The organism is Actinophytocola sp. (assembly GCF_035762905.1).
Taxonomy (GTDB): Bacteria; Actinomycetota; Actinomycetes; order Mycobacteriales; family Pseudonocardiaceae; genus DASYTH01.
Genome location: NZ_DASUCC010000149.1, coordinates 97,320 through 123,092, shown reverse-complemented (window position 1 = coordinate 123,092; position 25,773 = coordinate 97,320). Strand labels below are relative to the sequence as shown.

The 25,773-nt window shown below is 71.9% G+C and carries 22 protein-coding genes; 10 read left to right on the top strand and 12 right to left on the bottom strand.

Annotated features, from left to right (window positions below; genetic code table 11):
• Positions 1 to 485 precede the first annotated feature (485 nt).
• Positions 486 to 2,147: an AMP-binding protein gene (locus VFV67_RS32925; RefSeq protein ID WP_326474611.1), complete on the top strand. Its 1,662-nt coding sequence runs from the start codon at positions 486 to 488 to the stop codon at positions 2,145 to 2,147.
• 110 nt (positions 2,148 to 2,257) lie between these two features.
• Positions 2,258 to 2,644 (top strand): cold-shock protein, encoded by a 387-nt coding sequence (locus tag VFV67_RS32920; protein ID WP_326474610.1) that lies wholly within the window; start codon positions 2,258 to 2,260, stop codon positions 2,642 to 2,644.
• Between the two features lie 445 nt (positions 2,645 to 3,089).
• Here the strand turns inward: VFV67_RS32920 and VFV67_RS32915 are convergent, their stop codons facing one another.
• Genes VFV67_RS32915 through VFV67_RS32905 form a run of 3 tightly spaced genes read right to left on the bottom strand, consistent with a single transcriptional unit; the run spans position 3,090 to position 6,241 of the window.
• On the bottom strand, positions 3,090 to 3,581 hold the full coding sequence (locus VFV67_RS32915; protein WP_326474609.1) for a DUF2771 family protein: 492 nt from the start codon (positions 3,579 to 3,581) through the stop codon (positions 3,090 to 3,092).
• A 9-nt stretch (positions 3,582 to 3,590) separates the two neighbouring features.
• The gene (locus VFV67_RS32910) at positions 3,591 to 5,348 is read right to left on the bottom strand and encodes an MFS transporter (protein WP_326474608.1); all 1,758 of its coding nucleotides are present in this window, start codon (positions 5,346 to 5,348) and stop codon (positions 3,591 to 3,593) included.
• Positions 5,349 to 5,401: 53 nt separating this feature from the next.
• Positions 5,402 to 6,241, bottom strand: a complete 840-nt coding sequence (locus VFV67_RS32905; protein ID WP_414636393.1) for a glutaminyl-peptide cyclotransferase — start codon at positions 6,239 to 6,241, stop codon at positions 5,402 to 5,404.
• A gap of 5 nt (positions 6,242 to 6,246) precedes the next feature.
• On the opposite strand from VFV67_RS32905, the gene VFV67_RS32900 reads away from it, so the two are divergent.
• Both VFV67_RS32900 and VFV67_RS32895 read left to right on the top strand, forming a co-directional pair.
• Entirely contained in the window at positions 6,247 to 7,062 is an 816-nt protein-coding gene (locus VFV67_RS32900; RefSeq protein WP_326474607.1) for a DUF3027 domain-containing protein, read from the top strand.
• Positions 7,059 to 9,983 (top strand): sacsin N-terminal ATP-binding-like domain-containing protein, encoded by a 2,925-nt coding sequence (locus VFV67_RS32895; RefSeq protein ID WP_326474606.1) that lies wholly within the window; start codon positions 7,059 to 7,061, stop codon positions 9,981 to 9,983. The genes VFV67_RS32900 and VFV67_RS32895 overlap by 4 nt, the downstream gene beginning before the upstream one ends.
• A 20-nt stretch (positions 9,984 to 10,003) precedes the next feature.
• On the opposite strand, the gene VFV67_RS32890 is transcribed toward VFV67_RS32895, so the two are convergent.
• Positions 10,004 to 10,300, bottom strand: a complete 297-nt coding sequence (locus VFV67_RS32890; RefSeq protein WP_326474605.1) for a DUF2530 domain-containing protein — start codon at positions 10,298 to 10,300, stop codon at positions 10,004 to 10,006.
• 18 nt (positions 10,301 to 10,318) lie between these two features.
• Here VFV67_RS32890 and VFV67_RS32885 point away from each other — a divergent pair, with 18 nt between their 5' ends.
• The 3 genes from VFV67_RS32885 to VFV67_RS32875 all read left to right on the top strand — a co-directional run bounded on the left by VFV67_RS32885 (position 10,319) and on the right by VFV67_RS32875 (position 13,627).
• Entirely contained in the window at positions 10,319 to 11,803 is a 1,485-nt protein-coding gene (locus VFV67_RS32885) for an NCS2 family permease (RefSeq protein ID WP_326474604.1), read from the top strand.
• Positions 11,804 to 11,828: 25 nt separating this feature from the next.
• Positions 11,829 to 12,266 (top strand): MarR family transcriptional regulator, encoded by a 438-nt coding sequence (locus VFV67_RS32880; protein ID WP_326474603.1) that lies wholly within the window; start codon positions 11,829 to 11,831, stop codon positions 12,264 to 12,266.
• A gap of 95 nt (positions 12,267 to 12,361) precedes the next feature.
• The gene (locus tag VFV67_RS32875; protein ID WP_326474602.1) at positions 12,362 to 13,627 is read left to right on the top strand and encodes an MFS transporter; all 1,266 of its coding nucleotides are present in this window, start codon (positions 12,362 to 12,364) and stop codon (positions 13,625 to 13,627) included.
• A gap of 94 nt (positions 13,628 to 13,721) precedes the next feature.
• On the opposite strand, the gene VFV67_RS32870 is transcribed toward VFV67_RS32875, so the two are convergent.
• Complete coding sequence (locus tag VFV67_RS32870; RefSeq protein WP_326474601.1) at positions 13,722 to 15,221, bottom strand: glutamate--cysteine ligase; 1,500 nt, start codon at positions 15,219 to 15,221, stop codon at positions 13,722 to 13,724.
• A 212-nt stretch (positions 15,222 to 15,433) separates the two neighbouring features.
• Here VFV67_RS32870 and VFV67_RS32865 point away from each other — a divergent pair, with 212 nt between their 5' ends.
• The gene (locus VFV67_RS32865; protein WP_326474600.1) at positions 15,434 to 16,240 is read left to right on the top strand and encodes an RNA methyltransferase; all 807 of its coding nucleotides are present in this window, start codon (positions 15,434 to 15,436) and stop codon (positions 16,238 to 16,240) included.
• Complete coding sequence (locus tag VFV67_RS32860; RefSeq protein WP_414636392.1) at positions 16,237 to 16,848, top strand: DUF2537 domain-containing protein; 612 nt, start codon at positions 16,237 to 16,239, stop codon at positions 16,846 to 16,848. Before VFV67_RS32865 ends, VFV67_RS32860 begins: the two co-directional genes overlap by 4 nt.
• Here the strand turns inward: VFV67_RS32860 and VFV67_RS32855 are convergent.
• The 3 genes from VFV67_RS32855 to VFV67_RS32845 form a co-directional block, all read right to left on the bottom strand.
• A complete protein-coding gene (locus VFV67_RS32855) occupies positions 16,845 to 18,659 on the bottom strand; it encodes an ABC transporter ATP-binding protein (RefSeq protein WP_326474599.1) in 1,815 nt (604 codons plus the stop codon). The genes VFV67_RS32860 and VFV67_RS32855 overlap by 4 nt on opposite strands.
• A 134-nt stretch (positions 18,660 to 18,793) precedes the next feature.
• Entirely contained in the window at positions 18,794 to 20,578 is a 1,785-nt protein-coding gene (locus VFV67_RS32850; protein ID WP_326474598.1) for an ABC transporter ATP-binding protein, read from the bottom strand.
• An 85-nt stretch (positions 20,579 to 20,663) separates the two neighbouring features.
• Positions 20,664 to 20,927 carry an LPXTG cell wall anchor domain-containing protein gene (locus tag VFV67_RS32845; protein WP_326474597.1) on the bottom strand — a complete coding sequence of 88 codons (264 nt, stop codon included), beginning with the start codon at positions 20,925 to 20,927 and terminating at the stop codon, positions 20,664 to 20,666.
• 143 nt (positions 20,928 to 21,070) lie between these two features.
• Here VFV67_RS32845 and VFV67_RS32840 point away from each other — a divergent pair, with 143 nt between their 5' ends.
• Complete coding sequence (locus tag VFV67_RS32840) at positions 21,071 to 21,313, top strand: hypothetical protein (RefSeq protein WP_326474596.1); 243 nt, start codon at positions 21,071 to 21,073, stop codon at positions 21,311 to 21,313.
• 6 nt (positions 21,314 to 21,319) lie between these two features.
• Here VFV67_RS32840 and sepH read toward each other — a convergent pair whose 3' ends face one another.
• The 4 genes from sepH to VFV67_RS32820 form a co-directional block, all read right to left on the bottom strand.
• Positions 21,320 to 22,435, bottom strand: a complete 1,116-nt coding sequence (gene sepH / locus VFV67_RS32835) for a septation protein SepH (protein WP_326474595.1) — start codon at positions 22,433 to 22,435, stop codon at positions 21,320 to 21,322.
• Positions 22,436 to 22,508: 73 nt separating this feature from the next.
• Positions 22,509 to 23,369: a phosphoribosylaminoimidazolesuccinocarboxamide synthase gene (locus VFV67_RS32830; RefSeq protein ID WP_326474594.1), complete on the bottom strand. Its 861-nt coding sequence runs from the start codon at positions 23,367 to 23,369 to the stop codon at positions 22,509 to 22,511.
• A 7-nt stretch (positions 23,370 to 23,376) separates the two neighbouring features.
• The gene (serC, locus tag VFV67_RS32825; protein ID WP_326474593.1) at positions 23,377 to 24,519 is read right to left on the bottom strand and encodes a phosphoserine transaminase; all 1,143 of its coding nucleotides are present in this window, start codon (positions 24,517 to 24,519) and stop codon (positions 23,377 to 23,379) included.
• The gene (locus VFV67_RS32820) at positions 24,516 to 25,661 is read right to left on the bottom strand and encodes a HAMP domain-containing sensor histidine kinase (RefSeq protein ID WP_326474617.1); all 1,146 of its coding nucleotides are present in this window, start codon (positions 25,659 to 25,661) and stop codon (positions 24,516 to 24,518) included. The genes serC and VFV67_RS32820 overlap by 4 nt, the downstream gene beginning before the upstream one ends.
• Between the last annotated feature and the right edge of the window lie 112 nt (positions 25,662 to 25,773).

The following is a 25,773-nucleotide window of genomic DNA, read 5'->3' as shown; positions in this document are numbered from 1 at the left end:
AGAAGGGGTTCAATGAGTAGGTGGCCTCCTGCTCGCGACAGGAGACCACCCCGGTGGCGCCACTGTTGAACCTTCGAAGGCAGGAGGCACGCACCGTGTCGACGGTAAACCCTGATCGACCTTCCCCGCACCCCCGGCGCCGGACAGCATCGCGACGGCAGGTCCCGCCGGAACCAGCCCGGCGATGGGATCTCCTGCGGGAGGTCGTCCGCCAGCCGGCTGTCTTTCAGCGCGTGGTGATCTTGATTCTGCTGGTCATCATCGTCATCGCGATGATGGCCGTGGTCTTCCTCGCGCGGGCACCGGAGATCGTCTCGCTTGTCACTGCGGCGCGCGGCCAGGCGTGACATCGGCTCGGTGGGCGCGTGCCAGGCGGCGCGCGCTCGCCCGGCCTTGACCAGGCGCTGGGCGGGAAGGGCATGGCGCGGGGGGACGCCCCGAGGTAGACATGCGGGTGTTGGCGGTGCCCAGCAGGGAGGTCGGTCATGGGTCAGGTCGTGCCCGCGTTGCCCAGTTACGCATCCGGCACCTCGGACGTGCCGTTGCTCGGGGAGACGATCGGCGAGAACTTCGACCGCACGGTGGGCAAACACGGCAACCGGGACGCACTGATAGATGTGCCGTCCGGGCGGCGGTGGACCTACAACGAGCTGGCGGCCGACGTTGATGCCGTGGCGCTCGGTCTGCTCGACCTGGGTGTGGCGCGGGGCGACCGGGTTGGGATCTGGGCACCGAACCTGCCGGAGTGGGCAATCACGCAGTACGCGACGGCGAAGATCGGCGCGATCCTGGTGAACATCAACCCGGCCTACCGGGTGCACGAGCTGGAGTACGTGCTGAACCAGGCCGGCATCCGCACCCTGGTGGCCGCGCCCAGTTTCAAGACCTCCAACTACGCCGCCATGATCGAGGAGGTCCGGCCGAAGTGTCCGGCGCTGCGTGAGGTGATCCTGATCGGGCGGGACGCCTGGACGTCCTTGGTGGAGACCGGGCGCGGAGCTGACCGGGCGGCGCTGGTCGAGCGAGCGGCCACGCTGTCGATGGACGACCCGATCAACATCCAGTACACCTCGGGCACCACCGGCTTTCCCAAGGGCGCAACGCTTTCGCACCACAACATCCTGAACAACGGCTACTTCGTGGGTGAGGGCTGCTCCTACACGGAGCACGATAAGGTATTACTAGTCGTACCCTTCTACCACTGCTTCGGCATGGTGATGGGCAACCTGGCGGCCACCAGCCACGGCGCCTGCATGGTGATCCCGGCGCCCGCGTTCGACCCGAAGGCCACCCTGGCGGCGGTGGCCGCGGAGGGCTGCACGTCGCTGTACGGGGTGCCGACGATGTTCATCGCCGAGCTTGCCGAGCCGAGCTTCGACGAGTACGACCTGTCCAGCCTGCGCACCGGGATCATGGCCGGCTCGCCGTGCCCGGTCGAGGTGATGAAGCAGGTCATCGAGCGGATGGGGATGGCGGAGGTGACCATCTGTTACGGCATGACCGAGACCTCGCCGGTGTCCACCCAGACCAGGGCGGACGACTCGATCGACCGGCGGGTGTCCACGGTGGGCCGGGTGCACCCGCACCTGGAGGTGAAGATCGTCGACCCGGAGACCGGGCTGACCGTGCCGCGCGGCACCCCCGGCGAGTTCTGCACCCGTGGCTACTCGGTGATGCTCGGCTACTGGGAGCAGCCGGACAAGACGGCCGAGGCGATCGACGCGGCGCGCTGGATGCACACCGGGGACCTGGCGGTCATGGACGACGACGGGTACCTGAACATCACCGGGCGGATCAAGGACATGGTGATCCGGGGCGGGGAGAACATCTATCCGCGCGAGATCGAGGAGTTCCTCTACACGCATCCGGACGTGCTGGACGCCCAGGTGATCGGGGTGCCGGACGAGCGCTACGGCGAGGAGCTGATGGCCTGGGTGCGGATGCGGGAGGGCGCCGAGCCGCTCACCGCCGAGGCGCTGCGCGAGTTCTGCGCCGGCCGGCTGGCGCACTACAAGATCCCGCGCTATGTGCACGTGGTCGACGAGTTCCCGATGACGGTCACCGGCAAGATCCGCAAGGTGGAGATGCGCGCGGTTTCCATTGAGCTGCTGGGGTTGCAGGGCGCCGCCGAGGCGAAACACGCATGAATGCCGTATCGAACTTCGCCATAACGGGCTGCGTGGCATAGGCTAGGACGGCGCGCCCTGGGTACGCCTGGGGCGCGTTCGTGTGTGGACGACAGGAATGGTGAGGGGCTGTGCCGACCGGCAAGGTCAAGTGGTACGACTCGGAGAAGGGCTTCGGGTTCGTCACCCAGGACGGTGGCGAGGACGTCTACGTCCGGTCTTCCGCTCTACCCCCGGGAATCCCCGGGCTCAAGGCGGGTCAGCGGATCGAGTTCGGGGTGGCCGACGGGCGACGCGGCCCGCAAGCCCTCTCGGTCCGCCTGCTCGACCCGCCACCCTCGGTCGTCGAGGCCCGCCGCCGCCCGGCCGAGGAACTGCACGGCCTGGTCGAGGACATGATCAAACTCCTCGAGGCCAAGATCCAACCCGACCTGCGCCGCGGCAAATACCCGGACCGCAAGAACACCAAACTCGTCGCCGACGTAGTCCGCGCCGTCGCCCGCGAGCTTGATCCCTAGGCGCCCATCACCCGATCGAGGTTCTCGTCGCGGAGCAGGCTCGGCTCTGCCCGGGCGCAGCGGTGAGTCGACTGGTGTACTGCACGGCCCGGATCAACGGCCGTGCCAACCCCAGCGGTGCCGCCGACCAGGACGTCTACCTCAAGGCTCTGCGGCTGCCGGTGCACGAGGCCTGGCGACGTGTGCCGGTCGGGATGGTCAATCCGGGCTCCGGCTACACCGCGGGCGATCTGTCGTCCGCACCCGGGGTGGCGTGGGCAGGCACTGGTGGCGCACGCTGGCCGCGGTGGACTACCGCAGTCACCAGCTTCCTGATCCGGCGGGGAGCTACACCAAGCCGCTGGGCTGGTAGTGCTCCAGTTCCCGGTCGTCCCCGTCGAGGGGTAACATGGGTTTCGTATCCGCCCGGCCCCTCGTGGGCCGGGTTTATCAGTTTTCGGCGGTCTCAGCTCGACTCGACCTGCAGCGACCACACCCCCCTGGCCAGCAGCTGGATGTCGCCGGGGGCGGCGGACTCGTCCTGCTTGGCGCCGGCCTGTTTGACCTCGACGGTCTGGAGTTGGGCGCCGTCCTCGGCCAGTGACACGGTGTACTCGCTGCTCTGGTTGGGCACGAACGTCGCCACGGTCTCGGGGTCCTTCTGCTCGCCGGTGGCGGTGCGGTACTGCACGACGACCGACCAGGGCGATTCGCGGACCTCCTCGGGCACGGTGATCCGCACCGGGGTGCCCGGCGGTACCGGCATCCGGGCCAGCGCACCGTCGTTCCGGTCACACTTCGTCACCAGCACGTCGCAGTAGAGGAACGGGCGGGCGGACACGCTGTTGGCCGCCGCCGAGAAGCCGATCTCCGGCAGCGGCGGCGGTGGCGGATCCGAGCAGCCGGCGGTCAGCACGGCCAGCCCGGCGAGCCCGGCCAGCGAGGCGGTACGGCGCATGGACCGAGGCTACGGGTGGGGTCCGGCCGGGCCGGGCTGTGGTTCCGGATGTGGCGATGGCGACGGTGCCGGGGCGGGCTGGGGGGCGGAGTCGGTGCGGCGCGGGCGGATCGGCCGGTTGCCGCCGAACCCGGGGACGAGCGTCCTGCCCTGCCGGGTCAGCACGGTCTGGGCCAGGCCGATGCCGAGCATGATCGACACCACCAGGAAGCCGACCCACCAGGTCGGCGGCAGCAGCAGGCCGACGGCGCCGCCGAGCACCCAGGTCAGCTGCAGCGCGGTCTCCGAGCGGCCGAACGCCGACGCGCGCGACTCCTCTGGCAGGTCGTCCTGGATCACCGCGTCCAGGCTGTTCTTGGCCAGCGCGCTCGCCGTGGCCCCGACCAGCGCGACCAGCGCCGCCGTGCCGACCGACGGCGCCACGGTGGCGACCAGCGTGGCCAGCAGGGCGCTGGCCACACAACCGATCACCAGGGTCTCCGGATGCCCGACGTGCATCCGGGCGCCGATCAGGTTGCCGGCGAAGCTGCCCACCCCGGCCCCGCCCGCGATCAGCCCGAGCAGCATCAGCTGGGTGAACGCGTCACCCTCGTGCTGGGCGCGCACGGCGAACGCCGCGAACATCATCAGGAACCCGGAGAGCACCCGGATCGTGGCGTTGCCGGCCAGCGCGACGACCACATGTCGGCCCATCGGCTGGCGGCGCGGTTTGTCCGGGGTCGCCGAGATCGACGCCGGCACCTCGCCCTCGGTGACCTCGACCCAGCTCGGGATGCGCAGCGCCTGGATCGCGCCGGCCACGCAGAGCAGGGCGGTGAACCAGAGCGCCCCCGGCGAGTCGAACACCTTCGCGACCATGGCCGCCAGCGCCCCGGCGGCCATTCCGGCGATCAACGCGAACACGGTCAGCCGGGCATTGGTCTTGGCCAGCGTGATCTCCGGCGGCACCACCCGCGGGGTGACCGCGGCCTTGAGCACCGTGAACGACTTGGACAGCACCATCTTGCCCAGCGCGCCCGGGTAGATCAGCCAGGTGTCGAAGTTGGTGGCCATCAGCAGGCACATCAGCGCCTGGCCGACCGCGGCCACGCACATGGCGAGCCGGCGGCCCCGCTGGATCCGGTCGAGCGCGGGCCCGATCACCGGAGCGATCAGCGCGAACGGCGCCACCGTGATCAGCAGGTAGAGCAGCACCTTGCCCTTGCTGGAGTCGGTGCTGGCCGGCGAGAAGAACAGCACGTTGGCCAGGGCCACGGCCATCGCCGCGTCGCTGGCATAGACCAGCATCGAGGTGTAGGTCAGCGCGGTGAGCCCGGACTCGTGCGCGCCGTCGGCCCGGGTCGCCCGGCGGAACGCCTGCACCGCCCGGCCACCGAGCTCGCGGCTGCGCATGGCGGCGACCCGGGTGACGGTCAGCTTTCTCGGGTAGACCGGCGGTTCGCCCACGCGGGTCGGCGCCGGCTCGGCCGGCCGCGCGGGCTGCTGCTGCGGCTGCTGCGCCTGGTTCGGTGGCGGCGGGGGCGGCTGGGGCGGTGGGTGCTGCGGCGGCTGCGGAGCGCGGTTCGCCGGGCGGTAGGACGGGTCCACGTCGCCGTAGGTCTCGATCCGCGGCGGGGGCGGTGGAAGCCGGTGCTGCGGCGCGTACGGCGGGTTGCGCCGGACCGGCTGGGTGCGGCGCAGATCCTCGTTCGGCGGCGGGGAGTTGTGGGCCTGCGGCTGCGGGCGGCGCGCCTCGCCACCCGTCCAACTCCTGCGTTTGCGGCCCACGTGTCCATCCTGCCGTACCGGCCGGCCGGCACGCAGACGGTTGGCGCCCACGATCAGGGGACGAAGCTCACCCGGAACATCTTCGGCCAGTACTTGCCGGTGACCAGAAACTCGTCGGTGCCCGGGATCGCGGCGATCCCGTTGAGCACGTCGGCCTTGGCCCCCTCCTCCTGGGTGAGCAGGCCGGACAGGTCCACCTCGGCGGTGACCCGGCCGGACCCGGGGTCGATCCGCACCACCTTGTCGGTCTTCCATATGTTGGCGAACACCGCGCCCTGCGCGCATTCCAGCTCGTTGATCTCCTCGACCGGTGCGCCGTTGGACGTCACCCGGACCTCGCCGGTCGGCTCGAAGGTCTCCGGGTCACGGAAGGTCAGCCGGTCCGACCCGTCGCTCATCACCAGCCGGTTGGCCGCCTGGTCCAGGCACAGGCCCCAGCCCTCGCCCGGGTACTCGACCCGGCGCTGCTCGGCAAGCGACGCCCGGTCCCGCTTGATCGCCACGCCGTTCTGCCAGGTGAGCTGCCAGATGGTCGGGCCGACCACGGTGATGCCCTCGCCGAACAGATCGGCCGGCAGCTCGGTGCGCTGCCGGACCGCGCCGGTGGCCGGGTCCGTGGCCCGCAGGCTGGACTTGCCGTTGAGCCCGGTGCCCTCGTAGAGCGTGCCGTCGGCGATCTCCAGGCCCTGGGTGAACGCCTCCGGGTCGTGCGGCAACACCTCCTTGACCTCGGCTCTGAGCCGCTGCGGGGCCGCGGGGTCGGCGGCCGGTGCGGCCGCGTTCGGCTCGGGTTCGGCGGTGGCGCAGCCGGCGGCGAAGGCCGCGAGCGCCGCGCTTGTCACGAAAACGGAGACCAGGGTCGTCCTAGGCACCCCACCATGTTGCACAATCATGGGTGATGAATTCCACGCAGCGTCCCCAGGCGGGATCCGCGGACCCGGCGGATCCGTTGCTTCGGCAGCTCTCCGACGCGATCGAGCTGGCCCGCGCGGCCGCCGAGGAGGACGCGGACGAGCAGGAGATCGGCGCGCACGTCGGCGTGCAGCTGGAGGAAGGCGGCGCGGTCACCCACCACTTCGCCGCGCACCGGCCCGGGTACCGGGGCTGGCACTGGGCGGTCACCGTGGCCGCCGCCGGGGTGGACGAGGACGTGACGGTCAGCGAGGTCGTGCTGCTGCCCGGCCCGGACGCGCTGGTGGCGCCGGACTGGGTGCCGTGGCAGGAGCGGGTGCAGGCCGGCGACCTCGGTGTCGGCGACCTGATGCCGACCGCGCCGGACGACCCCCGGCTGGTGCCTGCCTACCTGGAGTCCGACGATCCGGCGGTCGAGGAGACCGCGCTGGAGCTGGGCCTCGGCCGGGTCCGGGTGATGTCCCGCCCGGCGCGGCTGGAGGCGGCGCAGCGGTGGAAGAGCGGGGAGTTCGGACCGCGGTCGGACATGGCCCGGGGCGCGCCAGGGCAGTGCGGCACGTGCGGGTTCTACCTGCCGGTCGACGGGTCGCTGCGGGCGGCTTTCGGCGTCTGCGGAAACGAGATCGCCCCGGCCGACGGGCACCTGGTGCACATCGAGTACGGCTGCGGCGCGCATTCCGAGGCCGAGGTGGAGCAGGTCTCGCCGGTGCTGGTGGCCGACCTGATCTACGACGACAACGCGCTGCTGGACATCGAGGTGGTCGAGCTGGACGAGCCGGCCCCCGCCGCCCCCGCGGAGTGAACGGGGACCCGTTCGGCACGGCGCCGTTGCGCGAGTCGGTGCTGGCCGGCTGGGCGAGTTCGCCGACCCGGTTCCGCGAGGACGCCAACGCCGAGGAGGATCTGCGGCTCGGCGCCTACCGGGACCGGCTGCTGGTCGAGCTGGCACAGAATGCCGCGGACGCGGCGAGTGCCACCGGCCGGCCGGGCGTGCTCAAGCTGTCCATTGTGGACAACGAGCTGCGCGCGGCGAACACCGGCGCGCCACTGGACACCACCGGCGTCGCGGCGCTGGCGTCGCTGCGCGCGTCGGCCAAGCGCGGTGGGGTCGGGCAGTTCGGCGTCGGGTTCGCCGCGGTGCTGTCGGTGACCGACGCGCCGCGGGTGGTGTCCACCTCGGGCGGGGTGGAGTTCGCCGCGGACCGGACGGCGACGGCGGTCGCGGCGCAGCCGGCGCTGGCCGGGCGGGCCGCCGAGCGGGGCGGCCGGGTTCCGGTGCTGCGCCTGGTCTGGCCGGTGGGTCCGGACGAGCCCGCGCTGCCGGCCGGGTACGACACCGAGGTGCGGCTGCCGCTGCGGCCCGGGGTGTCCGGCGCCGAGCTGATGGCCGGGTTCGCCGCTTCCGCGGTCGATCTGCTGCTGTCCCTGCGCGGGTTGCAGCGCATCGACATCGGTGACGCGGCCTGGTCGCGGATCGAGATCGACGGCCGGGTCGAGCTGCACGGTCCGGCCGGCGTGTCGTACTGGTTGGTGCAGCGGGATTCCGGCGAGCTGCCGGCCGAGTTGCTCGACCGGCTGGGCACCGAGGCCCGTGATCGTCCACAGTGGACGACCTGCTGGGCGGTGCCGGTGGCCGAGGACGGCACCCCGCTGCCGCTGGAGTCCGACGTACTGCACGCGCCGACCCCGACCGACGAGCGGATGTCCCTGCCCGCCAGGTTGATCGCCGCGCTGCCGATCGAGCCGTCCCGGCGCCGGCTGCTGCCCGGACCGGCGGCGGACGCGGTGCTGGTCGAGGCCGCGCGCCGGTACCCGGAGCTGGTCCGGCGGATCGCGCCGGAGCAACGCACCCTGCTCGTGCCGCGCGCCGAGTTCCCGCTGTCCGAAGTGGACGATCGGATGCGGGAGCTGGTGATCGCCGAGCTGCGCACGGCCCGCTGGCTGCCGCCGGCCGGCGAGCGCGCCGGGGAGACCGCGCTGCCGGACCTCGCGCCGGCCCGGGCCACCGTGCTGGACGTGCCGAGCACGGCACTGGCCGACCTGGTCGCCGGGGTGCTGCCGGACGTGCTGGCCGGGTCGCTCGGCGAGGGCGCCCATGCCGGCGCGCTTGCCGTGCTCGGTGTGCCCCGGCTGCGGATCGCCGGGGTGATCGAGGCGGTGACCGGGATCGACCGGGGGCCGGTCTGGTGGCACCGGCTGTACACCGCGCTGGCCCCGCTGGCCGAGGTGGACTCGACCGTGCGGGATGAGCTGGCCGCGCTGCCGGTGCCGCTGGTCGACGGGCGGACGCTGCCCGGACCGAGCGGCGTGCTGATGGTCGACTACCGGCTCGACGACGGCCCGGTGGATCTCGGCGGGTTGCGCATCGTGCACCCGAGGGCCGCGCACCCGTTGCTGGAGCGGCTGGGCGCCCGGCGCGGCGAGCCGGAGGACCTGCTCGACTCGGACCCGGTGCAGGACGCGGTCGAGCGCAGCCTGGACGACGCCGAGTCCGGTGTGGACGTTTCCGGCCTGATCGACGTGGTGCTGCGCCTGGTCGGCGAGGTGGGCGTCCGGCCGGGTGAGCACCCGTGGCTCGGCGCGCTGGCCCTGCCGGACGCGGACGGCGACTGGCGCCGCGCCGACGAACTTGCGCTGCCCGGGGCCGCGTTTCTCGAGTTGCTGGTGCCGGACTCGCCGCTGGGCGTGCTGGCCGACCGGGTGGCCAAGGCGTGGCCGGCCTCGGTGCTCACCGCAGCCGGGGTGCTGGCCTCGTTCGCCGTGCTGGACGACGACGAACCCACCGTCCCCGACCACGACCTGGACGGCGAGGGCGACTGGTGGGACGCGGCGCCCGAGCCCCCGGACCGGGTGCTGGCCGTGCGCGACCTCGACCTGGTCGCCGCCGACGCCTGGCCGGCCGCGCTGCGCCTGCTGGCCGGCGAGCCGGACACCTGGCGCGCGCTGATTCACCCCGGCGGCTACACCTCCTGGTGGATCGCCCGCAACGGCGTGCTCGCCGGCGCCCCGCCGCGCTCCTGGCGGCTCCCCGGCGCGGCGGCGCTGACCGGCCTGTACGACCCCGTCGCTGACCTCGACCTGCCCGAGCACCTGCTCACCGCGATCGGCGTGCTGGCCACCCTGGACGCCGCCGACCCGGCCGACCTGCTCGCCCGCCTCGCCGATCCGGCCCGCGCCGTCCCGCAAGGCGTGGTCCTGCGGGCGCACGCGACGCTGGCCGCCGCCGACCCGGATCGCCTCGACCCACCGGAGGCGGTGCGCACGCTCGCCGGCACCGTCGCCCCGGCGGAGGACTGCGTCGTGCTCGACGCCCCCTGGCCGCTCGGGGTGCTGCCCGACGACCGGGTGGTCTCCGCCGGCGAGGACTTCGCGCTCGCCCCGTCCCTCGCCGAGGTCCTCGACCTGTCCCTGGCCACCACCGAGGTACCGGCCACAGTGGACAGTTCGGGCGAGTACGTGCCCTGGGCCGACCTCGGCGCCGTGGTCGCCGCCTGCGACCTGCTCGACCTGCCGGTGCCCCCGGGCGGCCCGCTGGTGCACGACGAACTGGTCGTCGACGGCACCCGCGTCCCCTGGTGGAGCACGCCGGACGGGACCCTGCACACCGAGGATTCCGCCGACGGCCTCGCCCGCGCCCTCGCCTGGTCCACCGGCGGCTGGCCGGACCGGCACACGCTGGCCACCCTGATCAACGAACCGGAACCCCGCACCGTCCTCGGCTGAGAGGAGATTCGGCCCGGCGGTCAGAGGTTGCGTTGGGCGGTTCTGGTGCCGCGGCGCGAGGCGGAGGTCTGCCACCACATGATGGGCATGCCGATGAAACCGAGGAAGACGCCGGCGAGGGCGGTCCAGAGCCAGCCGGCGGGAACGAGTTCGAAGGCGTAGTGCAGCACCGCGAAGACACCGGCGGCGGCGAACCAGATCGCGGTGCCGACGTAGACCAGTGGCGGGAGGGCGAGCAGGCGTGCCGGCAGGGGGGGTGGGGGGCGAAGTGACTTCTGTGTATCGGTTGGCCCTTGGTGTTCCTTTTCGGACGCCACCCGGGGAGGCTACCCCGCATGGCTGCACCGACTGACACCGAGACGGCGGACACCACCCCGCGGCGGGGGGCGCTGGACAGGTTCTTCAAGATCAGCGAGCGGGGATCGACCACCGGGCGGGAGATCCGGGGCGGGCTGGTCACGTTCGTGACGATGGCCTACATCGTGGTGCTGAACCCGCTGATCATCGGGAGCTTCAGCGCGGACGGGCCGGGGGCGCACCGCGACGAGTTCGGCGACATTCTGCCGGTGGCGCAGGTGGCCGCGGTGACCGCGCTGGTGGCCGGCGTGATGACCATCCTGTTCGGACTGGTGGCCAACTATCCGTTCGCGATGGCCACCGGGTTGGGGCTCAACGCGTTCGTGGCGGTGACCATCGCGCCGCAGATGAGCTGGGCGGCGGCGATGGGGCTGGTGGTGCTGAACGGCCTCGTGGTGCTGGTGCTGGTGGTCACCGGGGTGCGCACGATGGTGTTCAACGCGGTGCCGCCCTCGCTCAAGGCCGCCATCGCGGTCGGGATCGGGTTGTTCATCACGCTGATCGGCCTGGTGGACGCCGGATTCGTGCGCCGGTTACCGGACGCGGCGAACACCACGGTTCCGGTCGGGCTCGGCATCAACGGGTCGATCGCGTCCTGGCCGACCCTGGTGTTCGTCCTCGGGCTGGTGATCACCGGGGTGCTGGTGGCCCGCCGGGTCAAGGGCGCGATCCTGATCGGGGTGATCGCCACCGCGATCATCGCCATCATCGTGGAGGCGATCGCCAAGGCCGGGCCGTCCGGCGGCACCAACCCGAAGGGCTGGAACCTGGGTTACCCGGCCGCGCCGGACAGCGTGGTGGACACGCCGGACCTGTCCCTGCTCGGCGACTTCAACTTCGACGCCTGGGTGCAGGTGCCGGTGATCACCGCAACGCTGCTGCTGTTCACTCTGGTGCTGACCGACTTCTTCGACACCATCGGCACGATGACCGGTCTGGGCAAGGAGGCCGGCCTGGTGGACCAGGACGGCCAGTTGCCCGGCGTCGGCAAGGCGCTGTTCGTCGACGGGCTCGGCGCGGTGGCCGGCGGCGCGGCCTCGTCCAGTTCGAACACCGTCTTCATCGAGTCCGCCGCCGGCATCGCCGAAGGCGCCCGGACCGGCCTGGCCAACGTGGTGACCGGTCTGCTGTTCCTGCTCGCCATGTTCTTCACCCCGCTCTACCAGGTGGTCCCGGTGGAGGCGGCGGCGCCCGCGCTGGTCATCGTCGGCGTGCTGATGATGGCGCAGATCAAGGAGATCGACTTCGCCGACTTCACGGTGGCGCTGCCGGCGTTCCTGACCATGGTCGTGATGCCGTTCACCTACTCGATCGCCAACGGCATCGGCGCCGGGTTCATCAGCTACGTTCTGCTGCGCGCGCTGACCGGCCGGGTGCGCGGCATCCACCCGTTGATGTGGATCATCGCGGGCGCGTTCGGGGTGTACTTCGCGATCGGACCGATCCAGCAGGCCCTCGGCTAAGTAATTAGTGAGGTATGCTAACTATATGCCGCAGCAGGGCGACGAGCGCTCGCTGGCCAGTCGCCTGAGGTTGGCCAGCGTCCGGCTCAACCGCAGGCTCCGCGCCCAGCGGAGCGGCAGCACGGTGACGCTGACCCAGTTCTCGGCGCTGTCCACGCTGGACAAGTGTGGGTCGATGACCCCCGGTGAGCTGGCCGCAAAGGAAGTCGTGCAGCCGCCATCGATGACCCGCGTGATCGCGGCGCTCGAGGATGCCGGCTTCGTCAGCCGGCGGCCGCACCCCACCGACGGCCGGCAGTCCATCGTGGAGCTGACCGAGGCGGGCCGGGGCTACGTGCTGGCCGACATCTCGGCCCGCGAGGCCTGGCTGGACAAGCGGCTGGCCGAGCTGACCGACGCGGAACGGAACACGCTCGCGGAAGCGGCGGAGATCATCGACAGGATGGCGGGGCAACAGGACTGATGGTGTGGTTGGGTCGGACCCGGGGCCATGGCGATGGTCGCGAGTCAGGCCTACCGCAAGCAGAGTCCTCGACGCCCGCGGGGGCGCAACGGGGCATGTTCGCCTCGCTCCGGCTGCGCAACTACCGCCTGTTCGCCTCCGGGCAGGTGGTGTCCAACATCGGCACCTGGATGCAGCGGATCGCGCAGGACTGGCTGGTCCTCACGCTCACCGGCTACGACCCGCTGGCGCTGGGCATCGCGGCGGCCCTGCAGTTCCTGCCAACGCTGATGTTCACGCTGTGGGCCGGCGTGCTCGCCGACCGGCTGGACAAGCGCAAGATGCTGATCGTGGTGCAGAGCGGCATGGCCGGCTGCGCCCTGGTGCTCGGCGTGCTGGACGTGACCGGTCTGGTCCAGCTCTGGCAGGTGTACCTGCTCTGCTTCGCGCTCGGCGTGTTCACCGCGGGGGACATGCCGGTGCGCCAGTCGTTCGTGGCCGAGATGGTCGGCCGGGAGCACCTGACCAACGCGGTGGCGTTGAACTCGACCACGTTCAACCTGGCCCGGGTGGTCGGCCCCGCCATCGCCGGATTCATGATCATCTGGGTGGGCACCGGCCCGGTGTTCCTGGTCAACGCGGTCAGCACGGTCGCGGTGATCGCCCAACTGCTCCGGATGAACCCGGCCGAGTTGCACCGGGGCGAACCGGTGCCGCGCAAGAGCGGACAGTTGCGCGAGGCGCTGCGGTACGTGCGCGGCCGGCCGGACGTGCTGACCGTGCTGGTGCTGGTGTTCTGTGTCAGCACCTTCGCCATCACGTTCTTCGCCACGCTGGCCATCGCGGCGGCCACCGTGTTCCACCGGCAGGCCGACGCCTACGGGTTGCTCTCCACGCTGCTCGCGGTCGGCTCGCTGACCGGCGCGCTGCTGGCCGCCCGGCGCAGCACCCGGGGCCGGCCGACGCCGCGCCTGCTGGTCGGCGCGGCGGTGACGTTCGGCGTGCTGGAGGTGCTTGCCGGGCTGATGCCGACGTACCTGACCTTCGGGCTCGCGCTGATCCCGGTCGGCGTGGCCATGATGACGTTCATGACCACCGCGAACACCACCATGCAGCTCAGCGTGGCGCCGGAGATGCGCGGCCGGGTGATGGCGCTCTACATGCTGGTGTTCATCGGGGGAAACCCGATCGGCGCGCCGATGACCGGCTGGCTGGCCGCGGAGTTCGGCGGCCGGTCGCCGTTCGTCCTCGGCGGTCTGGTGGCCGCCGTGTCCGGCATCGTCTGCGGGGTGGTGCTGGTCCGGCGCCGGCGGAACACGCCGGCAGCCCAGGAGGAGATTTCGGTCAAAAGGGAGTTGCCGGTCACCGCGAAGTTAGGTTAGCCTAACATCGTCCGCTTCGTGGTGGGAGCGGCAGTCAGTTCGGGAACAGCAGGGCTCCGCCCCCGGTGGAGCCCTGCGCCGTATCCGGGGACGGTCAGGGCAGCACCATCCAGGTGTGCACCGGGTCGCCGGCCTGCATCAGCTCCACGTACTGGCGCAGCATCCCGACCAGCGCCGCGTCCCGGTCCAGCCCACGGCTCTCCAACGCCGCCACGGTGTCCCGCTGCCATGAGGACCCGGTCTGCCGGACCAGGCAGCGCTGCTCGATCACCCCGAGATAACGCTCCCGGGTGGCATCGGACACCCCGCAGTCCCGCAGCCCCTCGTGCGCCAGCGGCAGCAGATGCCGCAGCACCAACTCGTCCGGCGACAGCCAGCCGAGATCCGGCCAGTACAGCCGGGCGCCGAACGCGTGCCGCGCCCCGGCGTGCAGGTTCTCGTGCGCGGCCTCGAACGACATCCTGGTCCACACCGGACGCTCGGCCACCGCGAGCGCCCGCTGCGCGCCGAAGAAGAACGCCGCGTTGGCCACCAGGTCGAGCACGGTCGGACCGGACGGCAGCACCCGGTTCTCCACCCGCAGGTGCGGCACGCCGTCGTGCACGTCGTAGACCGGGCGGTTCCACCGCCAGATCGTCCCGTTGTGCAGCCGCAGCTCGGACAGTGCCGGCGCCCGCCCGGAATCCAGCGCCTCGAACGGGTCCTCGGCATCGCACTCCGGCAGCAGACCGGGGAAGTAGCGCACGTTCTCCTCGAACAGGTCGAAGATCGACGTGATCCACCGCTCGCCGAACCACACCCGCGGCCGGACCCCCTGGTTCTTCAGCTCGTCCGGCCGGGTGTCGGTGGCCTGCAGGAACAGCGGGATCCGAGTCTCGTGCCACAACGCCTTGCCCAGCAGGAAGGGCGAGTTGGCCGCGATCGCCACCTGCACACCGGCCAGGCACTGCGCGGCGTTCCAGTTCGCCGCGAAGTGCTCCGGCTCGACCTGCAGGTGCAGCTGGGTCGACGTGCACGCCGACTCCGGCACGATCGAGTTCACCGAGCTGCGCAGCCGTTCGGTGCGCTGGCCGGGGATCGCGGTGCCCTCCATGTTGAGCACCATGTCCTCGCCCCGGGCCGCGAAGATCTGGTCGTTGAGCAGCGTGTAGCGCGGGCTGTCGGACAGCCATCGCTGGTCGAAGTGCACCTCGCGCAGGGTGGGCAGCATCCCGGTGAGCACGATGGTGGCGCCGGCGTCCTGCGCCTTGAAGTTCGCGTCGGCCAACGCCTCGGTCAGCTCGAGCTCCAGCTCCATCACCTGGTTGCCGCCGAGCAGCCGGGGCGCGACGTTGAACTCCAGATTGTGTTGCGCCAGCTCGATGGTGAACGCCGGATCATCGAGCTTCTCCAGCACCACGCCGTTGGCCATGGCCGGGCCCAGGTCCGCGCCGATCAGGTTCAGCTCGATCTCCAGCCCCATCCGCGGCGGCGAGCTGGCGAACCCGCCCTCGGTCAGCATCCGCGCCAGGGCGTCCAGGCAGCGCTGCACCTTCTGCCGGTAGCGGTGCCGATCCGCCCCACTGAACGACACGGTCGTAACGGTGCTGCCCATGCCGTCCTCCTCAAGCGCGGGGTATCGCCCGGGTGCTGAGCGGGATATTTACCGTGACACATTGAATAACGATTTTTCTAGCGCCCAAAAGGTGCACGGCGGTTTACCCGATCTGCGGCAGGCGAATACGCGCAGCTCGTGGCGGGCAACCCAGCGTCGCCGGGGGCGTTGTGACATGTCTCGCGCTGGGCAGGCATGGGACACTCTGCGTTGTGGCGCGGGAGATCGAGGTGACGGATCCGGCGGACCCGCGACTGGCCGACTTCCGCGATCTCACCCGGGCCGACCGGCGCCCGGACCGGCCCGGCGGTAAGGGTTTGGTGATCGCCGAGGGCGTGCTGGTCGTGCTCCGCCTGCTGGCTTCGCCCTACCCGCCGCGGGCGGTGTTCGGCACCGCGCGGCGGATCGACGAGCTGGCCGCCGCACTGGCCGATGTGGACATTCCCGCCTACGTCACCTCGGCCGAGCTGATGGCCGAGGTGGTCGGCTTCCACCTCAACCGGGGCGTGCTCGCGGTGGCCGACCGGGTGCCGCCGACCGCGGCCGAGGAGTTGGTCGGCCGGGCGCGCCGGCTCGCCGTGCTGGAAGGCGTCGGCGACCACGAGAACCTGGGCGCGCTGTTCCGCAACGCCGCCGCCTTCGGCGTGGACGCCGTGCTGCTCGGCCCGGGTTGCGCCGATCCGCTGTACCGGCGCAGCGTGCGGGTGTCCATGGGGCACGTGCTCGCGGTCCCGTTCGCCCGGCTCGAACCCTGGCCGGCCGGGCTGAAATGGTTGCGGGACCAGGACTTTCGGGTGCTGGCCCTCACCCCCGGGGGAGCCCTGCCGCTGCTGGCGGCGGCCGACGGCGCGGCCCGGGTGGCCGTGCTGCTCGGCTCGGAGGGCCCCGGCCTGAGCGCGGAGGCGATCGAGGCCGCGGACGTCGCGGTGCGCATCCCGATGGCCCCCGGGGTCGACTCGCTCAACGTGGCCACCGCGGGGGCGGTCGCCTTCCACGCGCTCGGTACGGTCGGCTCGTGACCGCGGAAGAGACCGTGTCCGTCGTGCGGCTGCGGGTGCTGGACGAGCGGGCGGTGCTGGTCGCCCGGGACGGCGACACCGAGCACGAGGTGGACCCGGGCGCGCTGGCCCTGGCCGGCGACCTGCCCGAGGCGCTGCGCGAGTGGGCCCGGGTGGCCAGCGCGGTGGCCCGCAGCACCCCGGACGGCGCGGCCGGGGACGTGGTGACCCGGCGCGGGCTGCAGCTCGCCGGCCGGCTGGCCGCGTCGATCGGCGCGCCGGTCGGCTACGTCGACCCGGTCACCGGTGCGGAGTCCATCGTGGACCCGCCGGTCGAACCGGAGCCGCGCCCGGCACCCGCCGCGAGCGCGGAGCCGGTGCCCTGGCCGACCGGGCTGACCGTCTCGGCGTTCGTGTTCGCGTTGGTGTTCTACGCGGTGCTCACCCTGGCCAGCACGCTCGCCGCCACCAACCCGCTGCTGGCGATCGGCTCCAACGTGGTGGTGACCGTCGGCCTCGCGCCGTCGATCTGGCTGGTGCGCCGGACCCCGATCTGGCGCTGGGTCGCCTTCGGCGTGGCCGCCGCGATCGGAGCGGGCTGGCTGGCCCTGCCGTTCATCGTCTTCTAAACCAGGGAGTTCAGCCAGGTCCGGTGTAGCGCCGCGAACCGGCCGCCGGCCGGCGCGCCGTCGACCAGGTCGGCCGGTGAGCCGTCCTCGACGATCCGGCCGCCGTCGACCACCAGCACCCGGTCGGCGATCAGGACGGTGGACAGCCGGTGCGCGATGATCAGCGCGGTCCGGTCGGCCAGCACCGACTCCAGCGCCGCCTGCACCGCCCGCTCGGTCGGCACGTCCAGGCTGGAGGTGGCCTCGTCGAGCACCAGCACGTCCGGGTCGGCCAGGAACGCCCGGGCGAACGCCACCAGTTGGCGCTGTCCGGCGGAGAGCCGGCCGCCGCGCTTGCGCACGTCGGTGTCGTAGCCGTCCGGCAGGCGCAGCACGAACTCCTCGGCGCCGACCGCCCTTGCCGCGGCCTCGACCTCGGCCCGGCTCGCCTCCGGCCGGCCGAGCGCGATGTTGTCCGCCACCGATCCGGCGAACAGGAAGCTCTCCTGGGTCACCATCACGGTCGCCGCCCGCAGCCGCGCGTCGGTGATCCGGCGCAGGTCCACGCCGTCCAGCGCGACCGTGCCGGTGGACGGGTCGTAGAACCGGGCGACCAGCTTGGCGATCGTGGACTTGCCGGCTCCGGTCGCCCCGACCAGCGCCACGGTCTGCCCGGCCGGGATGGTCAGGTCGAACTCGGGCAGCACCACCGGCGTGTCCGGGCCGTAGCGGAACGACACCCGGTCGAACGTGATCGCCCGGCCGCCGCCGCCGTCCCGGTGCGGCAGCGGCTGCGGGTCGGCCGGCTCGTCCACCTCCGGGGTCTCCTCGAGCAGCCCGGAGATCTTCTCCAGCGAGGCGCTTGCCGAGGAGTAGGTGTTGGCGAACATGGCCATGTCGTCCAGCGGGTCGTAGAACCGCCGCAGGTACAGCAGGAACGCGGTCAGCACGCCGAGCTCCAGCCCGCCGCCGATCACCCTGGCGGCGCCGATCGCGAGGACCAGCGCCAGCGACAGGTTGCCCACCATGCGCACGGTCATCGTGTAGGTGGCGACCAGACCGAACGCCCGCCGGTTGGCCTTGCGGTACCGCTCGTTCAGCTCGCCCATGATCGTCTCGTTCCGCGGCGCGCGGCGGAACGCCTGCACGGCGCGGATACCGTTCATCGTCTCGACGAACTGCACGATGATCTTCGCGATCGCACCGCTGGTACCCCGGTAGGTCTGCCGCGAGGTGCGGTAGAACCAGCGGGTCACCCACAGCAGCGGCACGAACGCGGCCAGCACCAGCAGGGCCAACGGCGGGTCGAGGACCACGAGCATGACGCCGATCGCGACCACCGACAGCACGGCGGACAGCATGCCCTCGATGCTGTCGTCGAGCATGTCCTTGAGCGCGTCCACGTCGCTGGTCAGCCGGGAGATCACCTTGCCGGACGTGTAGGACTCGTGGAACGACAGGGAAAGCCGCTGCGCGTGCCGGAAGATCCGCTGGCGCAGTTCGAACAGCACGTCCTGACCGAGCCGGCCGGACACCCGCTGGAACAGGTAGCGGCCGCCGGCCGAGCCGAGCGCGGCGACCAGGTAGCCGCCGGTGCACCAGAGCAGCACCGTGGTGTCTCCGGCCAGCGCCGCCGGAATCCCGGCGTCGATCGCCACCGCGATCATCAGCGGCCCGGCCAGACTGGCCAGGTTCTCCGCCAACACCAGCAACAGCGCCAGCCCGACCCGGCCAAGGTGCGGCCGCAGCAGCGAACCGAGCAACCGCCGGGACCGCGCCCGGAGCAGCACCCCGGTGCGCTGGTCGAGCTCCTCGACCTCCTCCGCCGCCACCCCCTCCCAGTGTTTTTCTGGCTCGCTCCGCTCGCGTGAGTGGGCCGTTGGTGCGGTGTCTTCCCTCGTGCGCTGCTCGGTCGCTCGTTCCTCGCTTCCTGCGCTGCTCCTCGGTCCAGACACCGCCGGCCCACTCATGCCGACACCTCGTCCCGGTTTCTGTCCAATGTGGACAACAGCGATCGGTACTCCTCGTTGTGGGCCAACAGGTGCGAGTGCGTGCCCACCGCGGTGATCACGCCGTCGGAGAGCAGGGCGACCCGGTCGGCCAACTGCACGGTGCTCGGCCGGTGGGCCACCACCAGGGCCGTCACGTCGTGCAGCACGCTGCGCAGCGCGCGCTCCACCTCGGCCTCGGTGGCCACGTCCAGTGCGGAGAGCGGGTCGTCCAGCACCAGCACCGCCGGCCGGCCGACCACGGCGCGGGCCAGGGCCAGCCGTTGCCGCTGACCGCCGGACAGGGACAGGCCCTGCTCGCCGATCCGGGTGTCCAGGCCCCACGGCAGCGCCGCGACGAACTCCTCGGCCTGGGCGATCCGCAGAGCCGCGCGCACGTCGTCCTCGGTCACCCCGTCCGCGCCCATCGCCACGTTCTCCCGGACGCTGGCCGAGAACAGCACCGCCTCCTCGAACGCGGTGGCCACCACCGAACGCAGGTCGTGCAGGGTCAGCCGGCGCACGTCCACCCCGTCGATGGTGATCCGCCCACCGGTCACGTCGGCCAGCCGGGGGACCAGCGCGGTCAGCGTGGTCTTGCCGCTGCCGGTGGCGCCGACCAGGGCCACGGTCTCGCCCGGCCGCACGTCCAGGGTGACCCCGCGGAGCACCGCGCTCCGGTCGCCGGAATGTCCGAAGTGGACGTTGTCGAATCGGACGTGCCCGCGCACCGGGGTGGCCAGCGGCCGCGGCCGGTCCGGGTCGACGATGGTCAGCGGGGTGTCCCGGACCTCCCAGTACCGCTCGGCCGCGGTGGCCGCCCGGTTGGTCTCGGCCAGCAGCCAGCCGATCGAGTCGGTCGGCCATCGCAGGTAGGTCGCGATGGTGACGGCGGCGACCAGGGTGCCCACCGTCATGGTCCCGTTCGCGATGCCCAGCGTGCCGAACAGCAGGTGGCCGGCGATGCTCAGCTCGGGCAGCATGATGATCGCCGCCCAGAGCAGCGCCAGCACCCGCACCATGGTCAGCTCGGTGCGGCGCAGCTCGCCGGCCTGCCGGGCGAACTCGGCGGCCAGCCTCGGCCCCCGCCCGAACGCCTTGAGCACCCGGATGCCGAGCACCGACTCCTCCACCGTGGTGGCCAGGTCGCCAGCCTGGTCCTGGCTGCGCCGGGTCAGCAGCGCGTACCTCGACTCGTACACCGTGGAGATCAGGATCAGCGGCGCCGCGCAGCAGAGTGAGACCAGCCCGAGCACCGGGGCGAGCACGAACAGCAACACCAGGCCGATCACCAGGATGCTGGTATTGATCACCAGGAAGATCGCCGCGAACGCGATGAACCGGCGCAGCGTGGACAGGTCGGTGACCGCCCTGGAGAGCAACTGCCCGGACTGCCAGCGGTCGTGGAACGAGATCGGCAGGCGGTGCAGGTGCCGGTAGAGGTCCATCCGCATCCGAGCCTCGGTCTGCGTGGCCGGACCGACGATCACCTTGCGCCGGACGAAGAACAGCGTCGCCTCGGTCGCGCCGAGCGCCGCCACCCCGAGCACCAGCCAGGGCAGCGCCGCCGTGTCGCCGGTCGCCACCGGCCCGTCCAGGATGCGCTGGATCACCAGCGGGATGGTCAACCCGCAGATCATCGACCCGAGCACGGCCAGCCCGGAACCGATCATCCGCCCCCGGACCGGCCGCAGATACGGTCCGAGCCGCCGCAACGACGCGAAGCTGGAGCCGCGTTTCGGTACCTTGCCGCCATGCTCCACCGGTTCGTCCCCTCGCCGCCCGACCAACGACGGTAACGGATCGTCACCATCGCCGGCATCCGCTTTACGGGCGGCACGGGACGGTTCAGCGGCGCGCGTGCCGCCGCCTGCGGCGTCCGAGGAGGATTAGGCCGATTCCGAGGCTGACGACGCCGATCCCGACGGTCAGCATCGCCACCATGTTGGGCGGCCCGGTCACGGTCTGCTGGAACGCGATCTCGGGGCCCGAGAGCGCGGGCCGGACGTGGACCGCGGATGGCGGCCCGGTGGCCGGCCAGGCCAGGGCGGCGGCGGTGAGCGCGGCGACGGCCGCGAGCGTCAGCGGGCGGGTACCGCCGTTGAGGCGCATCGTTCGGGGATCCCTCGGGTCGGGGCCGGTGGACGTCGGCATCCTGGCGGAGCCCCGAGCGGTGAACGGCGAGTTTGCCCGGGTGGAACGGGTTTTCACCCGTCGAGGGGCGAGGTCGTACCCGATCGGTTTACGGTGCGGTCATGACCCGAGCGGAGCCGGTGCGGTTCCTGCGCACCGAGCCGACCATGGCGTTCCCCGAGGGCCGGCTGCTGGCCCTGCGCGACGGCCAGCTCTACCTGCTGGCACCGGACGGTTGGACCAGGCTGGCCGGCGCGCGACCGACCGGACGCACCAGCCTGACCCGGCAGGAGGCCGAGGACTGGTGCGAGCGGGAGGGCTGGGACCTGCACCTGCTCGACCAGGTGCCGACGCTGACCGGGTAGCGCGGGTCAGCCCCGGTTGGACCGGGTGCCGAGCAGGACGTCCTCCCAGGACGGCACCATCGGGCGACCCTTCTTGCTCTTGCTCCGCCGGGCCGCGGCGGGCGCCGGGGCGGCCGGCGCGGGCTCGGCGGCCGGGGCCGGCTCCGGTTCGGGCTGCTTGGCCGGTTGCGGCTCCGCGCGTGGTGCCGGCCGCGCGGCGGCGGCCGGCGGCGGGACGGTGGCCGCGGGTTCGGGCTGCGGCTGCGGCTTGACCGGGGGTGGCGGCGGTGCCTGGACAGCGGGTGTCTGGACCGGCGGTGCTTGGACCGGCGGTGCTTGGACCGGGGGAGTCACCGGCTCGGGGGTGAGCTCGAAGTCCTGGACGTAGTCCTGGTCGGTGCGCTGCTCCGGGTCCGGTTCGGCCGGGGTGTGCCGGCGGGGCGGCTCGCCGCCGCCCACCGCCTGCCGCTCGGTGCGCGGCTCGGCCTGCTGGGTCTGCGCCGCCGCCTCCAGCGCCTGCTGGGCCAGCCGGGTCACCGGGCGGACCGTGCGTAGCGGGCGGTTGGAGCTCGGGTCGATCAGGTCGATCGCCTGGTCGTCCAGCGGGGTGACGGTGCCGCCGTGCGCGCCGGGGTGAAACGCCCAGTGCGCCCGGTTGAACGAGCGCCCGGCGGTCCAGGACAGCTGCACCACCCACTTGCCGTCCTCGCCGCGCCAGGAGTCCCAGGTGGCCACCGAGTAGTCCTGTCCCCGGGAGCCGAACGCATGCGCCACCACCTCGCCGAGGGTCTGCACGTCCGGCCCGTCCTCGCGGACCGGGTGCGCCCGCTGAGCCAGGTCCGCGGTGCGGGACCGCTCGAGCAGCACCGGGTAGGCGAACCGCTCGACCTTGTGCTCGGGCAATCCGGCCACCGCGGCCACCTGCTCGACGGACTCTCCCGCGCGGATGCGGGTCTGGATCTCTCGAGGACGCATCTGGCTCTCCAGCTCGATGGCGATCTGGCCGAGTCGGGTGATGTCTCCCCGGGCTGCTGCCCGCAGCCGCTCATCCGCGGGAAGTTGGAAACGCTCACCGCGGGCCGGGTCCTCGACGATGACGGTCCGGCCGTCATCCTCGAGCCCGATGATCCGCAGCGGGCGCATCTCAGGCCTCCTCTTGGCCATGAACAGACTTCACCTCGTCACCCTGCCACGTTAGTCGGCCCGATCGTGATCATCAGCTAGGCGCGCCGGGCGCCGACCAGGTCATTCCGGTGATCAACTCGTAAGCTTCCACATACCGCGCGCGGGTCGCCGCCACGATGTGATCCGGAACATCCGGCCCGGGCGGCTCCTTGTTCCAGCCCGTCCCGGCCGCCCAGTCCCGCACGAACTGCTTGTCGTAGGACCGTTGTGGACCACCCGGCCGCCATTCGCTCGCCGGCCAGAATCGCGACGAGTCGGAGGTGAGCAGTTCGTCGCCGAGGACCAGTTCGCCGTTCCCGTCGACGCCGAACTCGAACTTGGTGTCGGCGACGATGATTCCCTTTTCCCGTGCGTGCTCCGCGCCCCGCCGGTAGAGCGCGAGGGTGAGCTCGCGCAGCCGGCCGGCGGTTTCCTTGCCCACCAAATGGACCACATCGTCGAACGTGATGAACTCGTCGTGCCCGCCACCGGTCGCCTTGGTGGTCGGCGTGAAGATCGGCTCCGGAAGTTCGCTGCCCTCCTGAAGTCCGGGCGGCAGCGGGATTCCGGACACGCTCCCGGTTTCCTGGTACTCGCGCAGACCGAGGCCGGCGAGATAGCCGCGGGCGATGCATTCCACCGGAAGCATCGTCAGCCGCCGGCACCGCATCGCCCGGCCGGCGAACTCGGCGGGCACGTCGGTCGCCGAGATCAGGTGGTTGGGCGCGATGTCCGCGGACCGCTCGAACCACCAGACCGACAGGCGGGTCAACAGCGCGCCCTTGTCCGGGATGGCGGTCGGCAGCACGACGTCGTACACCGAGATCCGGTCCGAGGCGACCAGCAGGAGGTCGGCACCGTAGGCGTACAGATCCCTGATCTTGCCGGCGTTGAGGTGGGTCAGCGGGTCCACCCGGGTATTACAGCCGCTCCACCAGCCAGTCCACGCACTGGGTCAGCGCGGTCACGTCGTCCGGCTCCACGGCCGGGAACATGGCCACCCGCAGCTGGTTGCGGCCCAGCTTGCGGTACGGCTCGACATCGACGATCCCGTTGGCGCGCAACGCCTTCGCCAGCGCGGCGGCGTCCACCGATTCGGCGAAGTCGATCGTGCCGACCACCTGCGAGCGGTGTGCGGGGTCGGCGACGAACGGCGTGGTGTATGCGGTCCGCTCGGCCCAGGAGTACAGCCGCCCGGACGAGTCCGCGGTGCGCGACACCGTCCAGTCCAGGCCGCCGTTCGCGAGCATCCAGTCGATCGTCTCGGCAAGCAGGAACAGCGTGGCGATCGCCGGGGTGTTGTAGGTCTGGTCCTTGACCGAGTTGTCCAGCGCCGTTGGCAGCGACAGGAACTCCGGCACCCACCGGTCGCTCGCGCCGATCTCGGCCACCCGGTCCAGCGCGGCCGGGCTCATCAGCGCGATCCACAGCCCGCCGTCGGCGGCGAACGACTTCTGCGGCGCGAAGTAGTAGACGTCGAAGTCCCCGGCCGCCACCGGCAGCCCGCCGGCCCCGGACGTGGCGTCGATCGCGACCAGCGCGCCCTCGGATCCGGCCGGCCGGCGCACCGGCACCGCGACGCCGGTCGAGGTCTCGTTGTGCGCCCAGGCCACCAGGTCGGTGCCCGCGGCGTAGCTGATCTCCGGCGCGGTGCCCGGCGCGGCCGTGACCACCACCGGGTCGGCCAGGAACGGCGCCCCGGCCGTCGCCTTGGCGAACTTCGCCGAGAACTCGCCGTAACTGAAGTGCTGCGAGCGGTTCCGCACCAGCCCGAACGCGGCCACGTCCCAGAACGCGGTCGAGCCGCCGTTGCCCAGCACCACCTCGTAGCCGTCGGGCAGCCCGAACAGCTCGCGCAGCCCGGCCCGCACCCGTCCGACCAGGGACTTCACCGGCTTCTGCCGGTGCGAGGTGCCCAGCAGCGCGGCACCGTCGGACGCCAACCGGGCCAGGTGCTCGGGGCGAACCTTGGACGGGCCGGACCCGAACCGCCCGTCGGACGGCTTAATGCCGTCCGGAATCCGCAGGGTGCTCAGGTCGGTGCCGGTTACGGACTGTGTCATACCCTCAGTGTCTCAGCCGGGGCTTGGTCAAAGCTCGGCACCCGGTTGATTCCCGGCAGGTGGACTGTGATCCGCAACCCGCCGCCCAGGTTCGGCTCGGCGTAGACGACTCCGTTGTGCGCCTTGACGATCGACCGCACGATGGACAGGCCGAGCCCGGCGCCGTCCCGGCCGGCGGCCCGGGTGCGGTCCAGCCTGCGGAACGGCTCGAACAACCCGGGCAGCGCGTCGGCGGACACCACCGGCCCGGTGTTGGTCACGGTCAGCGCCGGCTCCGCGGTCACCTCCACCACCACCGAACCGCCGGGCTCGTTGTAGTGCAGCGCGTTGTGCACCAGGTTGGTGACCAGCCGCTCGAGCAGCACGTGGTCCCCGACCACGGTGCGCGGCTCGAGCCGGCTGGCCACCGCCACCCCCTGTTCCGCGGCCATGCCGCCGGCCGAGCGCAGCACCGTGTCGGTCACCTCGTCCAGCCGCACCGGCAGCCGGCTGACCAGGCCCTGATCGCTGCGGGCCAGCACCAGCAGCCCCTCGATCAACCGCTCGCTGCGCTCGTTGGTGTGCAGCAGGTGCTGGCCGAGCCGGAGCAGTTCGGGGCTGGCCGTCGGGTCGGCCATGGCCACCTCGATCAGCGTGCGCTGCACCGCGAGCGGGGTGCGCAGCTCGTGCGAGGCGTTGGCCACGAACCGTTTCTGGCCGTCGAACGAGGCGGCCAGCCGGTCCAGCATCCGGTCGAACGTGTCGGCCAGCTCCTTGAGCTCGTCGTCCGGGCCCTCCAGGTTGATCCGCCGGTCCAGGCTCTCCGCCTCCAGCCGGCGGGCGGTCGCGGTGATCGTGTGCAGCGGCCGCAGCGCGTGCCGCGCGGTCAGCCAGCCGAGCAGCGCCGCGATGGCCGCGGCCCCGATCAGCGCGATCCCCGAGGCCAGCACCAGCTGGCGCATCGTGGAGGCGCGGTAGGTCTGGGCCACCGTCGAGACGATGACCGAGTCCATCTTCGGCGGCGGGTTCACCCTGGGATCGGGCGGCACGCCCTCGACGATCGAGCGCGCGACTCCGGCTCCGTCCGGCAGCGTCTCGTTCACGACCACGTAGTTGATCATCAACAGGGCCAGCCCGGCGAGCAGGAACAACCCGCTGAACATCACCGCCCACCGGGTGCGTACCGAAAACTTCACGCCACCACCTCGCAAGCTCGGTGCTGGCCGACCCGGCCGCCTCGCAAGCTCGGCGGCCGGGCAGTGCTCGATGATTCGC

Excerpts from the sequence above, each read along its gene's own strand:
- VFV67_RS32925 (WP_326474611.1), top strand. The coding sequence starts at position 486 with ATGGGTCAGGTCGTGCCCGCGTTGCCCAGTTACGCATCCGGCACCTCG.
- VFV67_RS32915 (WP_326474609.1), bottom strand. The coding sequence starts at position 3,581 with ATGCGCCGTACCGCCTCGCTGGCCGGGCTCGCCGGGCTGGCCGTGCTG.
- VFV67_RS32905 (WP_414636393.1), bottom strand. The coding sequence starts at position 6,241 with ATGATTGTGCAACATGGTGGGGTGCCTAGGACGACCCTGGTCTCCGTT.
- VFV67_RS32900 (WP_326474607.1), top strand. The coding sequence starts at position 6,247 with ATGAATTCCACGCAGCGTCCCCAGGCGGGATCCGCGGACCCGGCGGAT.
- VFV67_RS32885 (WP_326474604.1), top strand. The coding sequence starts at position 10,319 with ATGGCTGCACCGACTGACACCGAGACGGCGGACACCACCCCGCGGCGG.
- VFV67_RS32880 (WP_326474603.1), top strand. The coding sequence starts at position 11,829 with ATGCCGCAGCAGGGCGACGAGCGCTCGCTGGCCAGTCGCCTGAGGTTG.
- VFV67_RS32875 (WP_326474602.1), top strand. The coding sequence starts at position 12,362 with ATGTTCGCCTCGCTCCGGCTGCGCAACTACCGCCTGTTCGCCTCCGGG.
- VFV67_RS32870 (WP_326474601.1), bottom strand. The coding sequence starts at position 15,221 with ATGGGCAGCACCGTTACGACCGTGTCGTTCAGTGGGGCGGATCGGCAC.
- VFV67_RS32845 (WP_326474597.1), bottom strand. The coding sequence starts at position 20,927 with ATGCGCCTCAACGGCGGTACCCGCCCGCTGACGCTCGCGGCCGTCGCC.
- VFV67_RS32840 (WP_326474596.1), top strand. The coding sequence starts at position 21,071 with ATGACCCGAGCGGAGCCGGTGCGGTTCCTGCGCACCGAGCCGACCATG.
- sepH (WP_326474595.1), bottom strand. The coding sequence starts at position 22,435 with ATGCGCCCGCTGCGGATCATCGGGCTCGAGGATGACGGCCGGACCGTC.
- serC (WP_326474593.1), bottom strand. The coding sequence starts at position 24,519 with ATGACACAGTCCGTAACCGGCACCGACCTGAGCACCCTGCGGATTCCG.
- VFV67_RS32820 (WP_326474617.1), bottom strand. The coding sequence starts at position 25,661 with ATGTTCAGCGGGTTGTTCCTGCTCGCCGGGCTGGCCCTGTTGATGATC.